We start from the raw sequence: 20,555 nt of genomic DNA on the forward strand, positions 1-20,555 counted from the left end.
CTATAAGAACGGGGGAATGCAAAATGTTGATCGAGCAAAGAGATTCTCTAAGGGGAGAAATTACTGTACCAGGTGATAAATCCATATCTCATAGAGCCATTATGTTTGGTGCACTTGCAAAAGGTACCACTGAGATTGAAGGCTTTTTAATGGGTGAAGACTGCCTGAGCACTATTGACTGCTTTAGAAAAATGCAGGTTGGAATTGAAATCCTTCCCGGCAATTTGGTAAAAGTCCACGGTAATGGCCTATACGGCTTAAAGCCCCATCCGGCAAATTCCCCTTTAAACACTGGAAAGTCAGGTACCTCTATCAGGCTTTTACTAGGTATACTGGCTGGTCAACCATTCAACTCAACAGTTGTGAGGGATGAATCTGCCCAGAGAAAGCCTGTTGGCAGAGTAGTTAAGCCGCTTCGTCAAATGGGAGCAAGCATAACCGGTAGAGAGGACGGAAACCTTTGTCCATTGCTGGTATCTCCATCAAAGTTAAAAGGCATAAAATACCAGCTCTCCTTTGTCAATAACGAAATCAAATCCCCAGTGTTGGTCGCCGGACTTTATGCAGAAGGCGAGACAACTGTGGTTCAAACAGTTAAAACCAGGGATCATACAGAACTTATGCTAAACTACTTTGGAGCTGACATTAAAGTGGATGGCTTAACAGCCACCAGTCAAAGAATAGAAAACCTTTATGCACAAAAGGTTGAAATACCTGGCGATATATCGATAGCCGCGTATTTCATTACAGCTGGTCTTCTCACTCAAAACTCAGACATAACAATAAAAAATGTTGGATTTAACCCAACCAGAACCGGTTTTATAGATGTTTACAAGTCTATGGGGGCAAAGATAGAAGTATTTAATGAGAGAATGGCGGGCAATGAAAAGGTTGCCGACATAAGGGTTGTTTCATCTGAACTAAAGGCATGTGATATTGAAGGTGATATTATTCCCCGCCTAATTGATGAAATACCTATTATAGCTGTTGCTGCAACACAAGCCAAAGGTACTACAACAATTAAAAATCTCAAGGGCTTTAAAATTAAAGAATCAGGAAGAGTAAAAGCTATCGTAACAGAGCTTTCCAAAATCGGTGCAAGCATACGTGAAACTGATGACGGTATTATTATTGAGGGCGGTAAGCAATTGCGCGGTACTATCATCGAAAGCTACAATGATGCTTCCATTGCTATGGCAATGTCTATCGCAGGCCTGATTGCAGAAGGTGAAACCATGATAAGAAAAGCACAGGTAGTTGACCTTGCTTTCCCGGACTTCTTCCCTCTTTTGAATAATTTATAGGATATAATAGTTTATAAAATATAGTAGCTTATAGAATGTTATAATTTACAGACATAATCAAAAACCAGATGCAATTGATTTTTATCAATAACATCTGGTTTTTCTTATGGTTTTTAACTAAGAATTCCCATCATTGCCTTTACTGCTATCTTCTCTGATAAATTCAAATTTCTCATTAAGTTTATATCCCAAAACCATAAGTCCATCACTTAAGTGGACATTTTCTATTATCACATCATATGGCAACTTAAGATCCATTGGAGAAAAGTTCCAGAGTCCTTTTACCCCAAGCTTGGCCGCTCTTTCTGCCACTATTGGTGTCTGCTCAAATGGCACTGCCAGCATTGCAACATCAACATAATTCTCTTGGACGAAACTTTCGAGCTCATCCAAATGTCTAATAGGGATACCTCTTATATCCGTACCAACCAAACTGGTATTAACATCAAAAATGCCAATAATTTTAAAGCCTCTTTTTTCAAAATTAGTATAATTGGCAAGTGCCTGACCCATATTGCCGGCTCCGATAATTATAGCGTGATAATCGTTATTCAACCCAAGAATGTTACCAATTTCATTAAACAGGAACTCCACATTATAACCATAACCCTGTTGCCCAAACCCGCCAAAGCAATTAAGATCCTGCCTTATTTGAGATGCAGTTATACCCATCCTGCTGCTTAATTCCTGTGAAGAAATCCTTTTAATGTCCATTTTTAACAAGTCTGACAAATATCTATAATATCGTGGTAACCTCTTTACAACTGCAAGAGAAACTTTTTTCTTTAAGTTCATCCTTACACCCCAAAACATTTAATAAATAATGGAATTTTTGCCTGTTCTAATATGATTATATATCCTTGTTATTTTTTTGTCAATATTGATGGGCTCAGATTTAGGAGTAACATTAACCAATTCTTTAATATCCCTTAATAGAATTTTAGTCATTCCTTATCTAAGGCTTGAATGAAAAATCACTTCCACTTTCTATGCGAGTATTGACGTGCTAAGTCAACGCATGAGTGAAATTTATAGCAGAAGTTATATTTTGATCATTACTAAATATTAAAAGAAAAATTGCTGTCGAATAGGAATTTTGGTACAATTCTAAGTGAGCCATTTTGTCCTTTATATTTTGGTAAAATATAAAAAGTATTTATTTTTATATTTCTTTATAAGGGAATTTCAAAAAATACATTTTACATGTATCTTTTGAATAAAGCCACTAATTAAGCCTTTTGAAATAAATAACCAGTTAGTTATTTATTAATACCTAAACTAATAGAAATAAGGTGTTGCTATGATAATATTAAATTGCAATGATATATGCCACTCATATGGCATAAACACAGTATTAAAGGATATCTCCTTTTGTATACATGATGGTGATAAGGTAGGAATAGTAGGTGTCAATGGGGCTGGTAAATCAACCCTTCTAAATATTATTAATGGTGAGCTTCAGTGTGACAGCGGTACTATAAACATATCCAAGAATTACAAAATTGGTTTTCTCCACCAAAACACAGGACTAGATACCGATAATACAATTTTTGAGGAGATGCTTTCGGTTTTCCAGGAGCTTATTAACAAAGAAGAACGTCTAAAAGTACTTGAGAAGGAAATAAGTAAAACCGCTGAGGATGAATTGAATAGTTTAGTAAAAGAATATTCGAGACTATCAGACGAGTACTCGCTAAATGGCGGCTATGAATACAGAAGCAGGGTGAAGGGAGTTCTTAAAGGCCTTGGCTTTAATGAAGATCAGTTTGATATAAAAATCCATATATTAAGCGGCGGTCAAAAGACCAGGCTTGCTCTGGCAAAATTACTGCTTTCTGAGCCTGATATAATGCTTCTTGATGAACCTACAAACCATCTGGATATTGAAGCCATAATGTGGCTTGAGAGCTTTTTAAAAACCATGAAGAAAACGGTTCTCATTGTATCCCATGACAGATATTTTCTTGATTCTGTTACTACTAAAACTCTTGAGCTTGAAAATAATTCAGCAAAGTTATATAACGGCAATTACACCCAGTATTTAAAGCAAAAAGAAGTGGACAGGGAAATTCAACAGCGTCATTATGAAAATCAGCAACGGGAAATTGAAAAAATGGAAGCCTTTATCACCCAGCAGAAGCAGTGGAACAGGGAAAGAAACATAATTGCTGCAGAGAGCAGGCAAAAAGCTATAGACCGTATGGAAAAAATCGAGAAGCCTAAGGACTTGCCCGGAAAAATTAATATTAGGTTCAGAAAAAGCATAATAAGCGGAAACGACGTCATGTTTGTTGAGAAACTGTCAAAGTCCTACCCTGGAAAAAAGCTTTTTCCGATATCAGCTTTAAGGTCAAAAAGAATGAAAGAGTCTTTCTACTTGGGCCAAACGGCTGCGGCAAATCAACCTTGGTAAAAATACTTATATCAAAACTGCAGTCTGATGCCGGGGTTGTGGAATTTGGGCATAAGGTAAACATAGGTTATTATGATCAGGAACTAAATGATCTGGATGAAAGCAAGACAATATTAGAAGAGCTTATAGACTCAAACAACGACCTTACACTAACCCAAATAAGAACACTGCTATCATCGTTCCTCTTTACAGGAGAAGATGTTTTAAAGCCCATATCTACTTTAAGCGGTGGTGAAAAAAGCAGGGTTGCCTTGGCCAAGCTCATATTATCATCATCCAATTTTTTAATACTTGACGAGCCTACAAACCACCTTGATATAAATTCAAGAGAGGTACTTGAAGAAGCTTTGGCAAACTATGAGGGCACTATACTATCCATATCCCATGACAGATATTTTATAAACAAGCTGGCAACAAGGATTCTTGATATGGATAACTGCTCCCTGTTGGATTTGGAAGGAAACTATGACTTTTTTATTGATTACAAAAACAGGGTAAAAAAGTCTGCACCTGACACATCAACAGAGGTACAAGTATCCCAATCAAAGCTGGATTATAAGGCCGAAAAAGAAGAGAGAGCCAGAATAAGGAAGCTGGAAAAACGGTACTCTGAAATTGAAAATAAAATCGCTGATACTGAAGAGAGGCTTAAAGCTATAGATCAGGAAATGTTTGATGAAAGTACTGCATCGGACCATTCCAGGCTGACTGATCTTTTAGATGAACAAATAAGACTTAACAGCCTGCTTGAAGAGCTATACAGCGAATGGGAGAGCATTACAACTGAGCTAGGGTTATAATGGATTTTCAATATCACTGCATTTCACAGTTTGTAAGGCTGCATAACCTCCTGGATATCTAAAAAAATAGCATAATTGACTTGTGTCAATTATGCTATTTGATTTATTTAACAAATAATTGTATCTTATTATTTTGTTTTTCCGAAGTTTTGAGCAACAATTATAACGTCTGACATGTTTATAACTCCGTCTATATTTAAATCTGCACTAGGCTTAGCAATAGCTTCTTTACCAAATACACCGGCAATAGCTATAGCATCAGCCATGTTTACAACGCCATCACCATTTACATCACCTTTTAGTCCACCAGTTGGTGTTGGTTTATTTGTATTTGTTGGTGTTGGCTTATCGTCATCACCAATTACATCGTATGGGAACAATGTTGCAAATGCACCCATAGCCATACCTATGTCAACCTGATGCCAGTAACGATGATATTTGAACTTAGGACCTACACCTGCATCATATGATGACTGTAGATTATCCCAGTTAGGATCCTGCTTGTATGCTGGACGCATGTCTATGAACTTCATACCGTTCTTGAGAGTAGCACCCTGTGCATTCTTACCTGTCCATCCTGATGGAATATAAACTTCCTGATCGAAGAAACGTGAATAGTCTCCTCTTTGCTCTTCCTTAGTGAAGCCTTTATCTTCTTCATCTTGACATCCTAATATTACACAGTCAAGAAGCTCTTTAGCCAAATCATGTGCTTCTTCATCGTATGTATGATGTTTCTGAGTACCTGCTGCATAGTAAGCCAGTAAGTTTGCTGTTGAACCGGCAACACCTATGTCTGAACCCATATTTGTTACAGTTGCGTGGAGGTCTGGATTTCCTGTGTATGTTCCATCCCAAGTATCAGGCTGGCCTTCCCACTCAATATCTGAAGGAAGCTCGAACTCGCCAGGGCCAGTTACTTTTATGTATGGTTTTACCCAATCTACCCATTTCTTCATTATCTGATATGCTCTTTCATCACCAGTCTCATAGTAATACTCAGCTGTACGCTGGAGACCCCAAACCTGGAAACCGTACCATCTGTTACTTGGTGGATCGTGCCATACAGGCTGCCAGTCATAAGCCATATCATAGAATGTTGAAATGCCTGATGGATATGGATCATATTTGTCGTTCCATGAGTTGTTACATCCACCAGCTATAGGTCCTTCAGCTGACTGCAACCATTGGAGCAATTCTAACTGTCTGTCCAAACTTGTTGCCCAGTCTGAAACAGCACCTGATGCTTTTGGTTTCAATTCAGATACTGTTGATAAAGCGTATGCAGTCATAGGGTTCTGATATCCCTGATGGCTGGCACTGCTTCCTTCTTTCCAAGCCCAACCTTGTGAAGTTGTAGGAGCACCCCATGCCATGTACCATGAAATCAGGTAATGCATTGAGTTTTTACCGTCTCCTGCAGTACTTGTAATAGAAGTATCTTTAGCTATAGGCTTCATGTATTTGTCATACATTACATATCTTAAATAGTCGCCCATTTTAGCAGCTCTATCATTCTGCTTGGAAATTGTGCTTAACTTTCCTTGCTCTTTTGCCCACTTAACAGCCCAGTAAGCAGCTTGTACAGAACGGGCATCAGCATCACCTGCAACAGAGTAACGCCACTGCTGTGCGTATGTATCCTGTGCTACGAATAATGAACCGAAACCGCCCTTTGAAGTATTACCCCATTTATATGTTTCCCAACATGGGAATGGAACAGTTTCCCAGCATGACTCCTGCTCACCTCTCTGGTAGGTGTTGATCTGGGACATTCTGCTTGTTCCGTCGCCGTGGTTACCGTATTTGTACCAGTTGTCAACGTCGAATATCCAGTGCATGATGTACATATTAGCATTTCCATATGCAGATTTGAGTGCATTATGGAGATTATCCTTACCTGTTGGAGCATTGAGGTTCAATGATCCTGGATAATCGCTAGGCTCTGCACCCCCAGGAACAAATGATGCACACTTGCTTGGATCATAATCGCCTAAGTTTGGCTGATCCTTTGCTGCTGGAATGTAATATTTTTCAGTAACATCCCAAGCTTTGTTGTATTCTGCCCAATCACCTGTAAGTTTACCATACATAGCTTCAAACCATACATAGTAGCTGGCAGTTTCAGATGAAGTTTCATGTCCATAGTCAGGTGCTTCAACCATCATCGTTTCGATTGAGTGGTATGGAATACCTTCCTGACTGAAATAACCATTGGACGTATTATTAACCTGATCATGCAATTTAAGGAATGCTTCCTCGTATGACATACCTTCCTCGTAACTAGCTGCGTATGAAGTAACGCCTCCGAGATTTGCTGTAACGATAGTACTAACTGTCATGAATGTACACAAAGTAATTGAAACATACTTTTTTGTCTTTTTTAACACTTGTACTTCCCTCCTAATTAATAAATTAACTAATTTTGTAGTATTAGATTAACCTTTTAGACTTAAGGTTGTCCCTCCTTTCCCATGAAATGAATATTAAAGCAACCTCTGATTAACCATTTCTGATTTAATGAGGCCACACTCGCAAGAAAAAATTATGTTGAATAGGACTATTATTATTTCGTATTGCACAATTGGCATACTTTTCTGAATAATAATATATCCTTATTTAATTATAAAATAATATTTTTTTATTCAAAATAGACTATCTTGTTTAAAATTGTATTATGTTGTTATTTATTTTTAAAAAACGACCTAAATAATGCCTACGAGCCGCACAAAATATACTTTTTGGCGGCTCCAACAGAAAACCATAATTGCTTTTATATACATGAGAATAATCAATTCTTTGCAAAATACGCCTTTATACCCTCTTTTACTGCAAATGCAGTTTTATCCTGGTATTCTTTATTCTGCAGCTTCTTTTCTTCTTCGGGATTTGATAAGAAGCCACACTCAACAACAACTGTAGTTGTTTTACAGTCTTTGAGAATTATAATTGGTTCTTTTTTTACCAAGGCCTCCCTCTTATTCGATGGGTCCAAATTTTCTCTAATTGATTTTTGGATGCTCATAGCAAGTTTCTGGCTCTGCTGCATTTTTGGAGGGAAAAATGTCTGAGCTCCATAATACTTTGTTTGAGGAAATTTATTCAAATGTATACTTACTACAATATCCGCACCTGCTTCATCCATCATCTTTTTTCTCCGCAGCAAATCCTGTTTTCTTTTTTGTACTATGTTTGTAGTATCCTCCTGATATTCAAGCCTATCTTCCTCCCTTGTAAGCATCACCTTATAATTTTCAGCTTCTAACAGCCTTTTTATTTCAAGAACTATATTGAGATTAATATCCTTTTCACTTGTTCCGCTATAATCACTTACTGCTCCAGGGTCTTCACCGCCATGACCGGCATCAAGTAAAATGGTCTTCTGAGTATTTCCGGAATTTACCGGTGATACCCTCCCACGTCCAGGGTTTAACGTGTATAAAGCAATTGCAAGTATGAATATCATTCCAATCAACAAAATATTGTTTTTCTTCATTATAACTATCATAATTTACCACCTGTAAATGTGTTTTCAGTATAAAAATATTCAATATACTGTTTGTCATATTCATTTATTTTTTTATATTAATTACAGGGTATTTTCAGAGATTGGATTTGTATAATTAAAACAGTAGTGTTATAATTTCTGTATTCTATAGCATATCTATAAAATTCCTCGCCAGGAGAATTATTATGAATGATAACTCGCTTAATGAAAGGGTTCAGAGAATAAAATCCTCTGATATTGAAATTGATAAGCTTGTTGAGGAGTATAAGCCATTTATTGCATCATGTGTTGAAAAAATTACAGGTCGTTTTGTAAGATACGGTGAAGATGATGAGCTTAGCATTGCACTTTTAGCCTTCGTTGAGGCCATTAAAGCGTTTGATATTTCAAAAGGCAATTTTCTCTCATTTGCACAAAATGTTATTAAACGAAGACTAATTGATTACTTTAGAAAAGAGAGCAAGCACAGTAAAATAGTTTCAATTAGTACTTATACCAGTGACGATGAAGACAACGAGCTGGATTTAAGTACTGGTGAGGCTCTGGACAAGTATTCCCAGGATAACATCAGTGAATACAGGCGTTTGGAGCTCCAGGAACTAAAAAAAGAGCTTGCTTTATGGGATATCTCATTTTTTGAGTTAACCAACGCCTCTCCCAAATCTGAGAAAACCCGTAAATCATATAATGATATTATTCAATATCTTATGAAGAACCCCGACACGCTTGATCAGGTTAAAAAGAAAAAGCTTCTTCCAATAGCTGACATAGAAAAAAATACAGGAATACCCCGAAAAACCATTGAGCGATCACGAAAATATATATTAGCTGTTATAATAATTTTAACCGGAGATTATCAATATGTTAAGGATTATATAAACCCGGAGGTGATGAAATGAAAGCACTCATAGTCGATATAGAAGGAAAATATGCAGTAGCAATGACAAAAAAAGGTACTTTTATTAAAGTAAAAAATACAGGTAAATATACTGTCGGCTATGAAGCCGATTTACCATCAGGAATACTTACCAATGTAAAATTAATGGCTGGTGCAGCTTCTGCCGCAGTATTTCTTCTGGCAGCAGGTCTGGGCATTTTCTTTTACACAAACCCTTACAGCTATATAAATATCGATATCAATCCAAGTGTTCAAATAACAGCAAATATTTTTGACCGAATTATCAAAGTAACTGCTTTGAATGATGATGCTCAAAAAATCGTAGAAGATTTATCCATCAAAAATAAGGTTCTGGATCAGGGAGTTGAGCAGGTTGTAAACAGTGCGGTTAAAAACGGTTATCTTAAAGACGAAAAAACAAATGCCATAATGCTGACAGTTACAAGTGCCAATAGCAGTAAAAATAAAAAGTTGCAGGAAAAAGTGGCGGTTGTTGTAGAAAAAAAGATTAAATTGGATAAAATCAACTCCGAAGTCCTTGTTGAAGAAGTTAACGATAAGAATCGAACCGAAGCTGTTAAACAAGGGATATCTCCAGGAAAACTAAAACTGGTTCAGAAGCTTATAGGGTTAGATCCAAGTCTAAAAGCTGAAGATCTGATAGATAAACCAGTTAAGGAAATTTTAAAGGCAATCCGTGATTACTCAAAATCTCAAAAAACTGGTAAGTCGGATAATAGCAATAATATACCCAATGGTAAAAATAACAATAACTACAATACTAACAATAATTCTAACAACAATAATTATAATAATAGCAATAATAACAAGAAAAATGATAAAAACGATAAAAATAACAAAAATAGTAAAAACAATAACAACAATAATGTAAATAACAATTATAGAACTGACTTCAAAAAAGATTCAGATAAAGAAAAGAAGGTACCAGAACACGGGTCAACTCCCGTTGGCAATATCAGGCCTTCAAAAGACAAAAAAGAAGGCAAAAACAAAGAAAATTCCGTTACAGTTAACGACAGAAGAATGGAATTCAGAGAGGATTCTAAAGACAACGCCGGTAAAATTCAATCCGATAACGATAAGAACCAAAACAATATAAAGAAAAATTCCGACATTCAGGACAAAGTTTCAACACCTCCGCCTTCAGATAACAAAGGTGCAAGCAATCAGACAAAAAATCTTGATGAAAAGAAAAATACAAACAGTATTGTTGATAAACACAAGGAAACCGTTGAAGAGCCCAAGAAGACAGACATTAAGAAAAAAGTTGATAACAAGAAGAGCAACAATACCAATAACTGATTCCCCATATAAATATCTATTAATACATAAATAATGCCGATATTTAAGAAGTAATTATATTCGGCATTATTTTTTTCGGTCCACCCCAAAAATTTATATACACTTTCCGAATGTATATAATAACAACGATAACAATGAACACAGGAGGAGTTTTTTATGAGAAAAGTTTTATGTATTCTACTATCTGTAATGCTTGTATTGACCAGCGGAATCCTTACATACGCAAAAGGTAATGGCAAAGACAACAGGGATGGCAAAAAATTTGAAGATAAGATCAAGGATAATGGAAAGGGACATGAAAAGGAAAAGGAAAAAGAAAAGGAAAAGAAGAATAATGAAGTAAAGAAAAACAACGATAAGAAAAATGAAACAGTTACTACAAGCGTCTATTATGATGAAGATTCTCTTAAGAATCAGATCAAAAAAGTATCCAAAGATCTTGAAAACATGAAGAAACTTTTGAAAGAGCTTCATTCCTTCAACAAAAAACATAAAAAGGATAAGACAATGTTATTTATGAATGGTGAAGAAATTGATACAGGGGATGCTCCTCCGGTTATCAAATATGGAAGGACCTTGGTTCCTGTAAGAGCTATTTCAAAAGGTTTAAAAGCAAATGTTTCATGGAACCCCGACACAAAAACAGTAACTGTTACAAAATCAGTATATAGTGATGTTTACGGAGTAAGGAACATGACAGTGGAACTGGTTATTGGTGCAAGCACTATCAAAGTTGACGGTGCAAACGTTACAGCAGAAGTTCCCGCTTCTATTATAAATGGCAGAACCTTTGTTCCAATTAGACTTATAGGTGAAATATTTAAAATGAATTTTGATTGGGATAGCGAATCAAATACGGTAATTATAATAGAAAGCACTACAACTATCAAAGTTTCAACAGCAACACCAGCACCTACTGCTGTCGTTACGCCAACAGCAACATCGACTCCAACAATTACACCAGCACCTACTGCTACCAGCACACCAACATCCACACCAACATCCACACCAACTGCTACACCTACTCCTACAGCCACTTCAACGCCTACTCAAGCACCGACCAGCACACCGGTGAATACACCTACACCTACACCAACAACTGCAGCGGCAACACCTACAACTGCTGCATAATTATTACAGGCCATAGATTTGATAATGAAATAAAAGGTAACTTGTCTCCAATTTTTCAATTGAAAACAAGTTACCTTTATTTTTTGTTTATGCATTAAGTCATATTCTTAAGTTTGAAATAAACAACTCCTAGAGGCGGTACTGTAATTAAAATAGAATTCTTTTTACCTTGGCATTCAATTTCTTCTGAAAGCATGCCGCCCTTATTTCCCTGATTGCTTCCACCATAAATTTCTGAATCACTGTTAAATATCTCCTCATAATACCCCGCAACAGGTACTCCCATCCTATATCCGGTATGTAGCACAGGTGTGAAATTACATACCACAATTATCATGTTTTTCCAATCCTTTGCTTTACGGGCAAAACTGATAATACTGTTGTCCGCATCGCAACAATCAATCCATTCAAAGCCTTCATGACTGAAATCAACCTCATGCAAAGCCGCTTCTCTTTGATATAAATGGTTTAGATCCCTTATATAATCTTTTAGCTTCTTATGCATATCATAATCTAAAAGATGCCAGTCCAGGCTGCGTTTATAATCCCACTCAATAAACTGTCCAAACTCATTTCCCATAAATAGGAGTTTCTTGCCAGGATGAGCAAACATGTAACCATAGCTCCCTCTGAGGCCGGCAAACTTTTGCCAGTAATCACCAGGCATTTTATTAATCATGGAACATTTGCCATGTACCACCTCATCATGGGACAATACAAGAATGAAATTCTCCGAAAAGGCATAAACAGATGAAAACGTCAGTTCACCTTGATGATATTTTCTATAAATCGGGTCTTTGCTGACATACCTTAAGAAGTCATTCATCCATCCCATATTCCATTTATATGAAAATCCCAGACCTCCTACATGGGGAGGTTTTGAAACCAATGCCCAAGAAGTGGACTCCTCTGCAATCATCATTACATTTGGGAAATATTTATAAACCGTTGAATTCAACTGTCTCATAAAATCGATAGCATCAACATTTTCTTTTCCGCCCCATTTATTTGGCACCCATTCTCCATCCTTCTTTGCGTAGTCCAGATATAGCATGGATGCAACAGCATCAATCCTCAGACCGTCAATGTGGTATTTTTCAAACCAAAAAACAGCATTGGATACAAGGAAGTTACGAACCTCATGCCTGGAATAGTTGAATATATGGGTACCCCAATCGGGATGTTCTCCCTGCCTTGGATCATAATGTTCAAACAATGCAGTTCCATCAAAACGTGCCAGTCCATGACCATCCTTGGGGAAATGTGCCGGAACCCAATCCAATATAACACCTATACCATTTTCATGGCATTTGTCTACGAAATACATAAATTCTTCTGGCTTGCCATATCTGCTTGTTACCGAATAATACCCGGTTATCTGGTATCCCCAGGACCCGTCAAAGGGATACTCCGAAATAGGAAGAAGCTCTATGTGTGTAAATCCCATATCCTTAACATACTTTATCAGTGAATCGGCCATTTCAGTGTATGTAAGAAACCGCTCGCCATCCTCAGGAATTCTAGCCCATGATCCAAAATGCAATTCATATATTGATACAGGTTTTTCAAAGGTGCCGTTGTTGCTGCGTTGTTTTATCCATATGTCGTCATTCCATTTGTATTCGTCCAGATTATATACTATCGATGCCGTACCAGGCCTTAATTCGGAATAAAATGCGTATGGATCAGCTTTCAAATATATTTCACCATGTGGAGTCTTTATTTCATATTTGTATATTTCATCCTTGGTAATACCAGGTATAAAGATCTCCCAAACTCCCGAAGATCCCCTGCATCTCATCTGATTCCTTCTGCCATCCCATTGATTGAAGTTACCTACAACACTAACCCTTTTTGCACATGGAGCCCATACAGCAAACAAGGTGCCCATAACCCCATCTATTGCCATTATATGTGCTCCAAGTTTTTCGTATACCTTATGATGGTTCCCTTCATTATAAAGATACAGGTCAAAATCAGATATTACAGGCAAAAACCTGTAAGGATCATACATAGAATAGCTGTTCCCACTGTCATCCTCTATCTCATACCTGTATAAAAAGTAATCCTTTTTGTCCCATACTTTAACTTCATAAAAACCGTTCTCATTGATCTTATCCATCAGGTAACTGCCATTTGTCTCTTCATCAATAACCTTAACACTTCTGGCATTTGGAATAAATGCCCTTATAGCAAATCCTTTCATTTGCTTAGAAGTATTCTCCACTTTATGAATCCCCAAATAAGCATAGGGATCTCTTGATTCCGCATTAACAATCTCATAAATCTTTTCTGTATCAGCTGCAATATTCATTGACAATACCACCTTTTTCTACAGTTTATATTCCAATCATAAAAGTTTAGTGCTTATACCTAATAGATAATCTTATCCCAATTCTTTTTTATGCTAACCTTATTTCGCCAAAAAAATTCAAAATCCTTTTATTTTAATAGTATTTTATCTTAATTATATTATCTAGGCTTTCTTATTATTTATCAGTTTGTTATATTTCCCACTTTTATAAGAATTATACGAGAAGTAATATTTCAATCATGCCTTACTAGACATTAAAAAAGGGGCTTGCCTGTTAAGGTGCCCCAAATTCTTAATTGTTTTTTATTCTTTTTATTCCTTCTTTATCATTGCCATAGTCTTATCATAAACCTTAGTCATGTTTCTTCCGTCTCTCTTGGCTTGATACAGTGCCAAATCTGCTGTTTTTATAAGGTCATCCTTGTTATTACTGTATAACGGGAGAGTGGAAACCCCAATACTGCAACTAATTGACGGAATATCAATATCGCCGTATGGCGGCATGTAAGCTTTTTCAACAGCTTGTCTCACTCTTTCTGCAACATCATACGCAGTAACAACATCAGTTGAAGGCAAAACTACAACAAACTCTTCCCCTCCATACCTTGCAACAAGGTCTGTTACTCTTACTTCCTTAACTACCAGTTTTGCAAAAAGTGCCAAAACATGGTCCCCTGCAAAATGTCCATAAGTATCATTTATCTTTTTGAAAAAGTCAATGTCGAGAATCATTATGCTAAGATTCTCCTTGGAATACAATGCTATCTCAACCTGTTTCTTTAAAAACTCAACGAAATAACCTCTGTTATATACCTTTGTGAGATTATCATACTTTGAGCTCTTATCAAGAGTCGATATTTTACGTCTGCTTTTAATAAGAGTTTTAGCTATTTCGGTATACGATTTTATTTTATGGATTAATGCATCATTAAACTCATTTTCATATTGGCTATATAGTTGAAGGATGCTCTGAGGCGAATCAATGCTTACAATGGTAAGGCAAACATAACTTCCCTGCTTGTATTCATTAAGCTGATACGCACATTTAATCCCATTCTGTATACTTACTATCCTGCATTCTCTTCCTGTCCTAATAACAGGACATTTACTTGGTGACATATTGCAAAGAGGTACTTTCTCATGTCCAAGCCTTTGCCATGGATTTTCAAGATTGTTGTCCATACCTTCCACAGGAATAGTATTTTTATAAAATAATGTAATATTATTTACCGTTACAGTACGGCATATAAACTCATACATTCTTTCATATACTTCTCTCTCTGACTGAGCATTATGAATTGAATCGGTAAAGTCTTTAAAATTCTTAAGCTCTCTTACATAAGTTCTTTCTATAGTAATTCTGTTAAATATTATACCAAGTAAAACAAATATTATAAACGTAGAGACGGATGTCAGCACAACAAAAGGCATATGCAAAGCTATTTGGTCAGTTTTATGCTGATCAAAATAGCTATTCATAAATATAAATGCTGCTGTGCCTATTGATAAACATAAAGCAAGAGATATAAAAAGTATTGCTAAGAAGCCGATTTTCCCCTTTTCAGGGGCTCTGTTCTTTGCCAACAATGTTCATCCTTTCTCTACAGGTTACTTTAGAAAATAACCATTTTACTTTACCATATCTATATCGGAATTTATAGCGTTTTATTTTATAGTAATACTATAGGTATATTGTTACAGATGCGTTAAGGCCTGTATTACCTGCCTTAACGCTTCTAAAAAATAATACTTGATATAAAATATTTTGTTATTTGATGTTCATAGCAGTCTCATCGGAATAACCAAGCCTCTTCTTCGTTATAGGATCAAAAGCTTCCAGTTTTCCTGTCACCACATAGCTTGAACTGCTTGCATTGCTCTTTAGGTACACGTTTATTTTAACTTTTTGATCCGTTGTGTCAAATTTAACATTATTTATGGTTATATCTGCCAAAGGCTTACCGCCTGAATCGGTATAAGAATATGTCATGTTTTCCATAACCGGAGTCATTGCATTTGCCGTGTCAATCTCAATACGGTCAATCAAATTTCGAGGATCAACAAATGTATTACCCTTCTTTAACTTTAATGTCAAATCATAATTTACAGGTCTTATATCATTAAGTTTAAGGTTATCGGTACCAATCAATACACTAAAGCTCTTACCGTTATAGCCGCTGCTCATTACGCTTAAAGCTGGCTTAACAATCTTTACATTATGTAGAACAAAAGTATTTTCCTCCATATCACGGGTATTCACAACACCTGATTCGTTCGCACGCAATGTAAATTCGTATTTAGTGCTGTCTAATGTTTTAAAATTCATTTTAAATACGATTTCTTCTGATTGATTTGGTTCAAGCTTGATTTTATTTGGGTAGCCCTTTGCATCAAGACTTAATATCCAAGGCTCTCTAGCTTTGATATTCTTGTAATCGCTTGTGGACTGAACTTCCCATAAACCAGTATTATAGGTTGGTGTAAGGTCATAAGTCTGTGCCTTGGATCCGTTATTTGCCACTGTTGCTTTTACAACTAAATTGTCCTTTCCGTTCCAATCACTGTCATTTGTATCATCGAAGTTCACAGATACTTTTGACATCCATCCTATTAGGTTGTAGCAGAACTTGTAATCCTCAACAGCCTTTCCACCTGACCTTACAACATGCTTTGTAATTCCACATCCAACATCATTTGTTGTAATTACTATTCTTCCAGCCGGTCCGTTTGTCCCTGCTACATTTCTCACTGCCATGTTAGGATGCAATGTACCGTTAGTCTCCTGTATATTCAGTATAACTTCATCTGTAGGAAGCAGGCTGGATATATGCCTGTTATCGTCATTTAGCCACTCTTCACCATCACCCAGCATTGAAATCTCACTGTTCTTGTTCATCAACCCTGGTGTAACTGCACGGCTGGATTTCTCAGAATCTATGGTAAATATATTATCGAAGAGAGGATGCATCTTACCTTCATTATAAACTGGAACCTGTGCGTATTTATAGTTGTTTCCGGGACGCAGAGATACAAAGCCAACCTCGTCTGTAAATCCGTCTCCCGCCTTTATTTCCAAGCCAAGGCAATTTTCCCACCACAGCTGACCACCAGCATTTAAGAATGCTCTCATTTTATTTTGTATATCAGCTGAATAGGTTATCTTACCATGTGATGCCTGATACAGCACATCATAACTCTTTGCTAATTTTTCAGGAGTAAGATTCGGATCGTCCAAAGAAACCTCCCAGTATTTGAATAGCTTGGACTTTGCAATGTTATCAGGATTTCCTACAACACCTGTATCAGTCATGTCGGCTTCAAGATCAGTCTGTGCCTTTGCAATACTCCTTAAATCCTTAAAGTATGTGGACGGATCCCAATGTATTGGTGTTGATGAGTTTTGATCCGGAGCATTCGGCATTTTAGCAGTGTTGAACTTTGCAGTATCGACAAATTCGTACTTGTTATAAGCCGGAGGATAAGGGTTAGTCAGCTCCCAATCCATGGGCTTGTTAATATTTCTATCTAAAAGCTCCAGCATTGTAAAGTCAGGATTAGGGTCATTAACCTGTTTATTGTTGATAGAATCCCAAGCCGGTGCAGGAAGTGTAAGTATTCCCACATTAACCTTCCTCTTTTTCATTGTTATCCTAGGTACCTGAATGGTTTTTCCCGGATCAGGCTTTATAAAATTGTTTTCCTTTTGTTTTAATGCATTATAGATAAATGATGCGGCCTCAGCTCTGTTAACAGGATTCTTGGGATTTAAATTTCCGTTCTGATCCCCCTTCATAAGGGATTTTTCCAATGCCAGCTCTATGAAATATTTGAAGGAATCTGTGATTTTATCATAGTCCTTTGCCCTGTAATTGTTTAGTTTGGCACCCGGTTCACGATCGGGATCAAGTACAAAAACTTTACCATCCTTGTTATAATCAAGGCGTCTCGCACCAACTATGGCCATCGCGAACTCTTCACGCCTTACATTTTTATTGGCTTGATAATCCTTAGAGCTGAAGGCTTTGCGGGTATTAATATCAATCTTTGACATTTTTTCCTTGAAGAAATAGTTATAATAAGCTTTCATGTACTGGTATGCCCAAAAGTCTGTTGGTATGTCGGATATTTTTGTATAATCTTCAGGCCTAAATGAACTGTCATTCTCAGCAATTGAATATTTCATTACATTAAAGGCCATGTATGCCACATGCTCTCCAATTATTGATTCCTTAGGCTTATAAGTATTATTTCCCTTGCCGAATATAACTCCCTTGCTTGCAAGCTCCATAACCTGAATGTAAAACCAGTCGGATATCTTTACATCGCTAAAAGCCTTGGAATAGCTGACTTTGCTTATTCTTATTCCTGATATGGATGCCATACCGCGTTTAGCGATACAATTTAATGTAAGCCTGCCATCATCCGATACCTTTACAAGGTATGGACCCTTCTTTTCCCATCTGAGTCCTGACTTCTGGCTGTCAACCGTATCTGCAACTGCCCCGTTGGCAACCACATCAAATACCTGCTTGTTCTCCTTCAGAGTATCGGGTGTATACAAATAAACCTCATAAACACTGTTTCTGTCAGCATTCATGGAGAACTCAATATTATACCCCTTAACACTTGTATTTATAAACCTTGAGAGGTTATCATCCAACTGGGGCACCTGTTCTTCAAAAGGATCAAATGCAAACCAGTCTATGGCATTAATAATGCTCCCATTTGAGTTGTCAACCAGGTATAAATCATGTATGCCCGTTACTTTATAGCTCAAAGGGCTTTCAACACAGCCTATTTCGTTTGTCATCCCTGTCGGGTTAATGGTACATATAGTTGTACCTGTAGGGCTGTCCACCCTAATATCAAAAGAACCGCTGACGCTGTTGTTAAGACGTGCTTTAAACTTTGCAGGCCCCTCAGTGCCAAAGTCCATGGATTTGTATAAATAGTAGCTGCCGTCGGAAGTATCATATGCTTTCGCTTTGATGGGATCAAAAACGCCTTTGGTAAATTTAAACCAATTAATATTGCATATACCATTGTCTCTCTCACCTGTAAAAATGAGAAAAACCTTATGTAAGCCTTCTATACTTCCTGTAAGGCCGCATGAAACATCCACATATTTCTGGTAGCCGCCTGTATTTTTTACATTGCACTTTCCTACAAGCTCCCCACCTGGATGGTCAAGTCTCACTTCTATATTCCCACCCTCGGTTTCAGTAGATACACGTGCAGCAAATCCCTTGGTCCCTTTAGGAAAATACAAGAAATCGTATCCTGCATAATCACCATTTCCTATATAAGCCAGATTCTGGCCACCATCAACATCCTGGCAGTTTTCCAGGGTAAGACCGTTATTTACGGTGAGGGTCTCTGCTTCTATTCTGGTTAAGGCATTTACCTTATCTCCCTGTGCAGTAGATGTTGAAAACTCAGGTTCCTTTGCCATTACGGTAAAATTGTTTATAGAATTCTGTTTTATAAATGTGGTACCATCGAAGCCAACATCGTCTGATCCCCCCAGGTTGATGCTCATAATCGGAGTTGTAGTCCTTGTACAATATGGACTAACCTTTGTCGACGCTGTGTCCGCGAAAGCCGGTATACTCGTAACAAGAAAGACAGCAAGCGTGATTACTGAAATACACTTTTTTACTCCATTACTACTCATTTTTTATAACCTCCCTTATAATTATATATAAGCCATAGGCTTAGAAACAAAATCATTTGGAATTTTGCAATCCAAAAATAGACAAAACCCCATGTCTTAACATTTTATCAAATAAGGAAGATTAATGAAAGTATAAAATTATGAACACATTGAATACAAATGACAGACTCTTTGATTACAAAGAAAACCAGTCATCATCAGTAGTGTTCAACTCATCAGTTTCTAAAGCTTCAGGTTCTCCCCCATCCATTGCTATTCTATATAGTTTGTCATTATCGCTTTTGTTGCAGAAGAAAATATAATCCCCCACCAGATTAATAAAATCGCCCCTATAGTTACAAACAGTCTCAGGTATTCCGCTGTCTATCTCGATTCTGCATATTTTACCGTCCTCAGACTTGTTTATATAGTACACACAATTATTGAAAACATTTATATTACGGCATATGGAAGCATTCAGCATCTCATCATTGCCGCCGAAAATCCCTACTTTGTACAGCTTAAAGCCATCGCTTTTATTGCTGTAAAATATTAAGTCATCAGATACATTTAAAAAATCCGACTCATTATCGTTTATTGTAGTCCTGTTAGCACCATCAGTCCTGATTCTATAAATCTTTCCCTTATCGCTTTTGTTGGAATAGTAAATCCAATTATCTACAACATTAAGGCTATGGGAAGAGTCTTTATTGAGCTTAATCCTGCAGGCACCATCAGTCTTTATTTTATAAATTCTAAACCCATCGCTTTCATTGCAGTAATAGATCCAATCACCTATTACATTAATATCCCATGTTTTATCGTCATTGAGCTTTGTTCTTTCATTCCCCTCAATGCTGATCTTGTAGAGCCTGTCATCATCAGAAGCATTGCTATAATAAATCCAGTTACCGATGACATTTATAAACCAGGCACTGTCTTCACAAAGCATTTTTGAATCACTTCCATCCGGCTTGGATCTGAAAAGTCCTTTTCCAACATTGGAATAATACACCCAAAATCCCTGGTGTGCAGCTAAGCCTCCATTAACTATATTGCCCGATGAGTTACCTCTTTCATTTACAAATTTATTGGTACCCAACGCAGATCCAAACAGGCTTACAGTCCTGTTTAACGGGCTTTTTTCTAGATCTTCTTCATCTTCTTCATCATCAACCAGCTCCATACCTATGCTGTCTTCAATTTCTCCA

The 20,555-nt window shown here is 36.9% G+C and carries 13 protein-coding genes; 6 read left to right on the top strand and 7 right to left on the bottom strand.

What is annotated here, in order from left to right:
• Positions 1-23: 23 nt before the first annotated feature.
• A complete protein-coding gene (gene aroA / locus Bccel_RS13220; RefSeq protein ID WP_036944045.1) occupies positions 24-1,304 on the top strand; it encodes a 3-phosphoshikimate 1-carboxyvinyltransferase in 1,281 nt (426 codons plus the stop codon).
• Between the two features lie 117 nt (positions 1,305-1,421).
• Here aroA and Bccel_RS13225 read toward each other — a convergent pair whose 3' ends face one another.
• A complete protein-coding gene (locus Bccel_RS13225; protein WP_036944043.1) occupies positions 1,422-2,099 on the bottom strand; it encodes a redox-sensing transcriptional repressor Rex in 678 nt (225 codons plus the stop codon).
• A 505-nt stretch (positions 2,100-2,604) separates the two neighbouring features.
• Between Bccel_RS13225 and Bccel_RS31485 the strand changes: the two genes are divergently transcribed.
• Positions 2,605-3,717, top strand: coding sequence for an ABC-F family ATP-binding cassette domain-containing protein (locus Bccel_RS31485; protein ID WP_242857013.1), 1,113 nt, complete (start codon positions 2,605-2,607; stop codon positions 3,715-3,717).
• Positions 3,642-4,517: an ATP-binding cassette domain-containing protein gene (locus tag Bccel_RS31490; protein ID WP_242857074.1), complete on the top strand. Its 876-nt coding sequence runs from the start codon at positions 3,642-3,644 to the stop codon at positions 4,515-4,517. Before Bccel_RS31485 ends, Bccel_RS31490 begins: the two co-directional genes overlap by 76 nt.
• 128 nt (positions 4,518-4,645) lie before the next feature.
• Here Bccel_RS31490 and Bccel_RS13235 read toward each other — a convergent pair whose 3' ends face one another.
• The gene (locus Bccel_RS13235) at positions 4,646-6,907 is read right to left on the bottom strand and encodes a glycoside hydrolase family 48 protein (protein ID WP_036944039.1); all 2,262 of its coding nucleotides are present in this window, start codon (positions 6,905-6,907) and stop codon (positions 4,646-4,648) included.
• A gap of 401 nt (positions 6,908-7,308) precedes the next feature.
• A complete protein-coding gene (locus Bccel_RS13240) occupies positions 7,309-8,025 on the bottom strand; it encodes an N-acetylmuramoyl-L-alanine amidase (RefSeq protein ID WP_036944037.1) in 717 nt (238 codons plus the stop codon).
• Positions 8,026-8,210: 185 nt separating this feature from the next.
• Here Bccel_RS13240 and sigI point away from each other — a divergent pair, with 185 nt between their 5' ends.
• The 3 genes from sigI to Bccel_RS13255 all read left to right on the top strand — a co-directional run bounded on the left by sigI (position 8,211) and on the right by Bccel_RS13255 (position 11,377).
• Positions 8,211-8,924, top strand: a complete 714-nt coding sequence (sigI, locus tag Bccel_RS13245) for an RNA polymerase sigma factor SigI (RefSeq protein WP_036944035.1) — start codon at positions 8,211-8,213, stop codon at positions 8,922-8,924.
• Positions 8,921-10,246, top strand: a complete 1,326-nt coding sequence (locus Bccel_RS13250) for an anti-sigma factor domain-containing protein (protein ID WP_036944033.1) — start codon at positions 8,921-8,923, stop codon at positions 10,244-10,246. Before sigI ends, Bccel_RS13250 begins: the two co-directional genes overlap by 4 nt.
• 156 nt (positions 10,247-10,402) lie before the next feature.
• On the top strand, positions 10,403-11,377 hold the full coding sequence (locus Bccel_RS13255; RefSeq protein ID WP_036944031.1) for a copper amine oxidase N-terminal domain-containing protein: 975 nt from the start codon (positions 10,403-10,405) through the stop codon (positions 11,375-11,377).
• Between the two features lie 94 nt (positions 11,378-11,471).
• Here Bccel_RS13255 and glgB read toward each other — a convergent pair whose 3' ends face one another.
• The 4 genes from glgB to Bccel_RS13275 form a co-directional block, all read right to left on the bottom strand.
• Positions 11,472-13,691, bottom strand: a complete 2,220-nt coding sequence (gene glgB, locus Bccel_RS13260) for a 1,4-alpha-glucan branching protein GlgB (protein WP_050753435.1) — start codon at positions 13,689-13,691, stop codon at positions 11,472-11,474.
• Between the two features lie 312 nt (positions 13,692-14,003).
• Positions 14,004-15,275, bottom strand: coding sequence for a diguanylate cyclase (locus Bccel_RS13265; protein ID WP_036944029.1), 1,272 nt, complete (start codon positions 15,273-15,275; stop codon positions 14,004-14,006).
• A gap of 184 nt (positions 15,276-15,459) precedes the next feature.
• Positions 15,460-19,365 carry a carbohydrate-binding protein gene (locus Bccel_RS13270; RefSeq protein WP_036944027.1) on the bottom strand — a complete coding sequence of 1,302 codons (3,906 nt, stop codon included), beginning with the start codon at positions 19,363-19,365 and terminating at the stop codon, positions 15,460-15,462.
• A gap of 175 nt (positions 19,366-19,540) precedes the next feature.
• The gene (locus Bccel_RS13275) at positions 19,541-20,530 is read right to left on the bottom strand and encodes a DUF5050 domain-containing protein (RefSeq protein WP_050753436.1); all 990 of its coding nucleotides are present in this window, start codon (positions 20,528-20,530) and stop codon (positions 19,541-19,543) included.
• Between the last annotated feature and the right edge of the window lie 25 nt (positions 20,531-20,555).

Origin of the sequence: Pseudobacteroides cellulosolvens ATCC 35603 = DSM 2933 (assembly GCF_001262605.1) — a bacterium.
Classification (GTDB): domain Bacteria; phylum Bacillota; class Clostridia; order Acetivibrionales; family DSM-2933; genus Pseudobacteroides; species Pseudobacteroides cellulosolvens.

Bases quoted from the DNA above. Each gene is read 5' to 3' on its own strand.
- aroA (WP_036944045.1), top strand. From the start codon at position 24: ATGTTGATCGAGCAAAGAGATTCTCTAAGGGGAGAAATTACTGTACCA.
- Bccel_RS13225 (WP_036944043.1), bottom strand. From the start codon at position 2,099: ATGAACTTAAAGAAAAAAGTTTCTCTTGCAGTTGTAAAGAGGTTACCA.
- Bccel_RS31485 (WP_242857013.1), top strand. From the start codon at position 2,605: ATGATAATATTAAATTGCAATGATATATGCCACTCATATGGCATAAAC.
- Bccel_RS13240 (WP_036944037.1), bottom strand. From the start codon at position 8,025: ATGATAGTTATAATGAAGAAAAACAATATTTTGTTGATTGGAATGATA.
- sigI (WP_036944035.1), top strand. From the start codon at position 8,211: ATGAATGATAACTCGCTTAATGAAAGGGTTCAGAGAATAAAATCCTCT.
- Bccel_RS13250 (WP_036944033.1), top strand. From the start codon at position 8,921: ATGAAAGCACTCATAGTCGATATAGAAGGAAAATATGCAGTAGCAATG.
- Bccel_RS13255 (WP_036944031.1), top strand. From the start codon at position 10,403: ATGAGAAAAGTTTTATGTATTCTACTATCTGTAATGCTTGTATTGACC.
- glgB (WP_050753435.1), bottom strand. From the start codon at position 13,691: ATGAATATTGCAGCTGATACAGAAAAGATTTATGAGATTGTTAATGCG.
- Bccel_RS13270 (WP_036944027.1), bottom strand. From the start codon at position 19,365: ATGAGTAGTAATGGAGTAAAAAAGTGTATTTCAGTAATCACGCTTGCT.
- Bccel_RS13275 (WP_050753436.1), bottom strand. From the start codon at position 20,530: ATGGAGCTGGTTGATGATGAAGAAGATGAAGAAGATCTAGAAAAAAGC.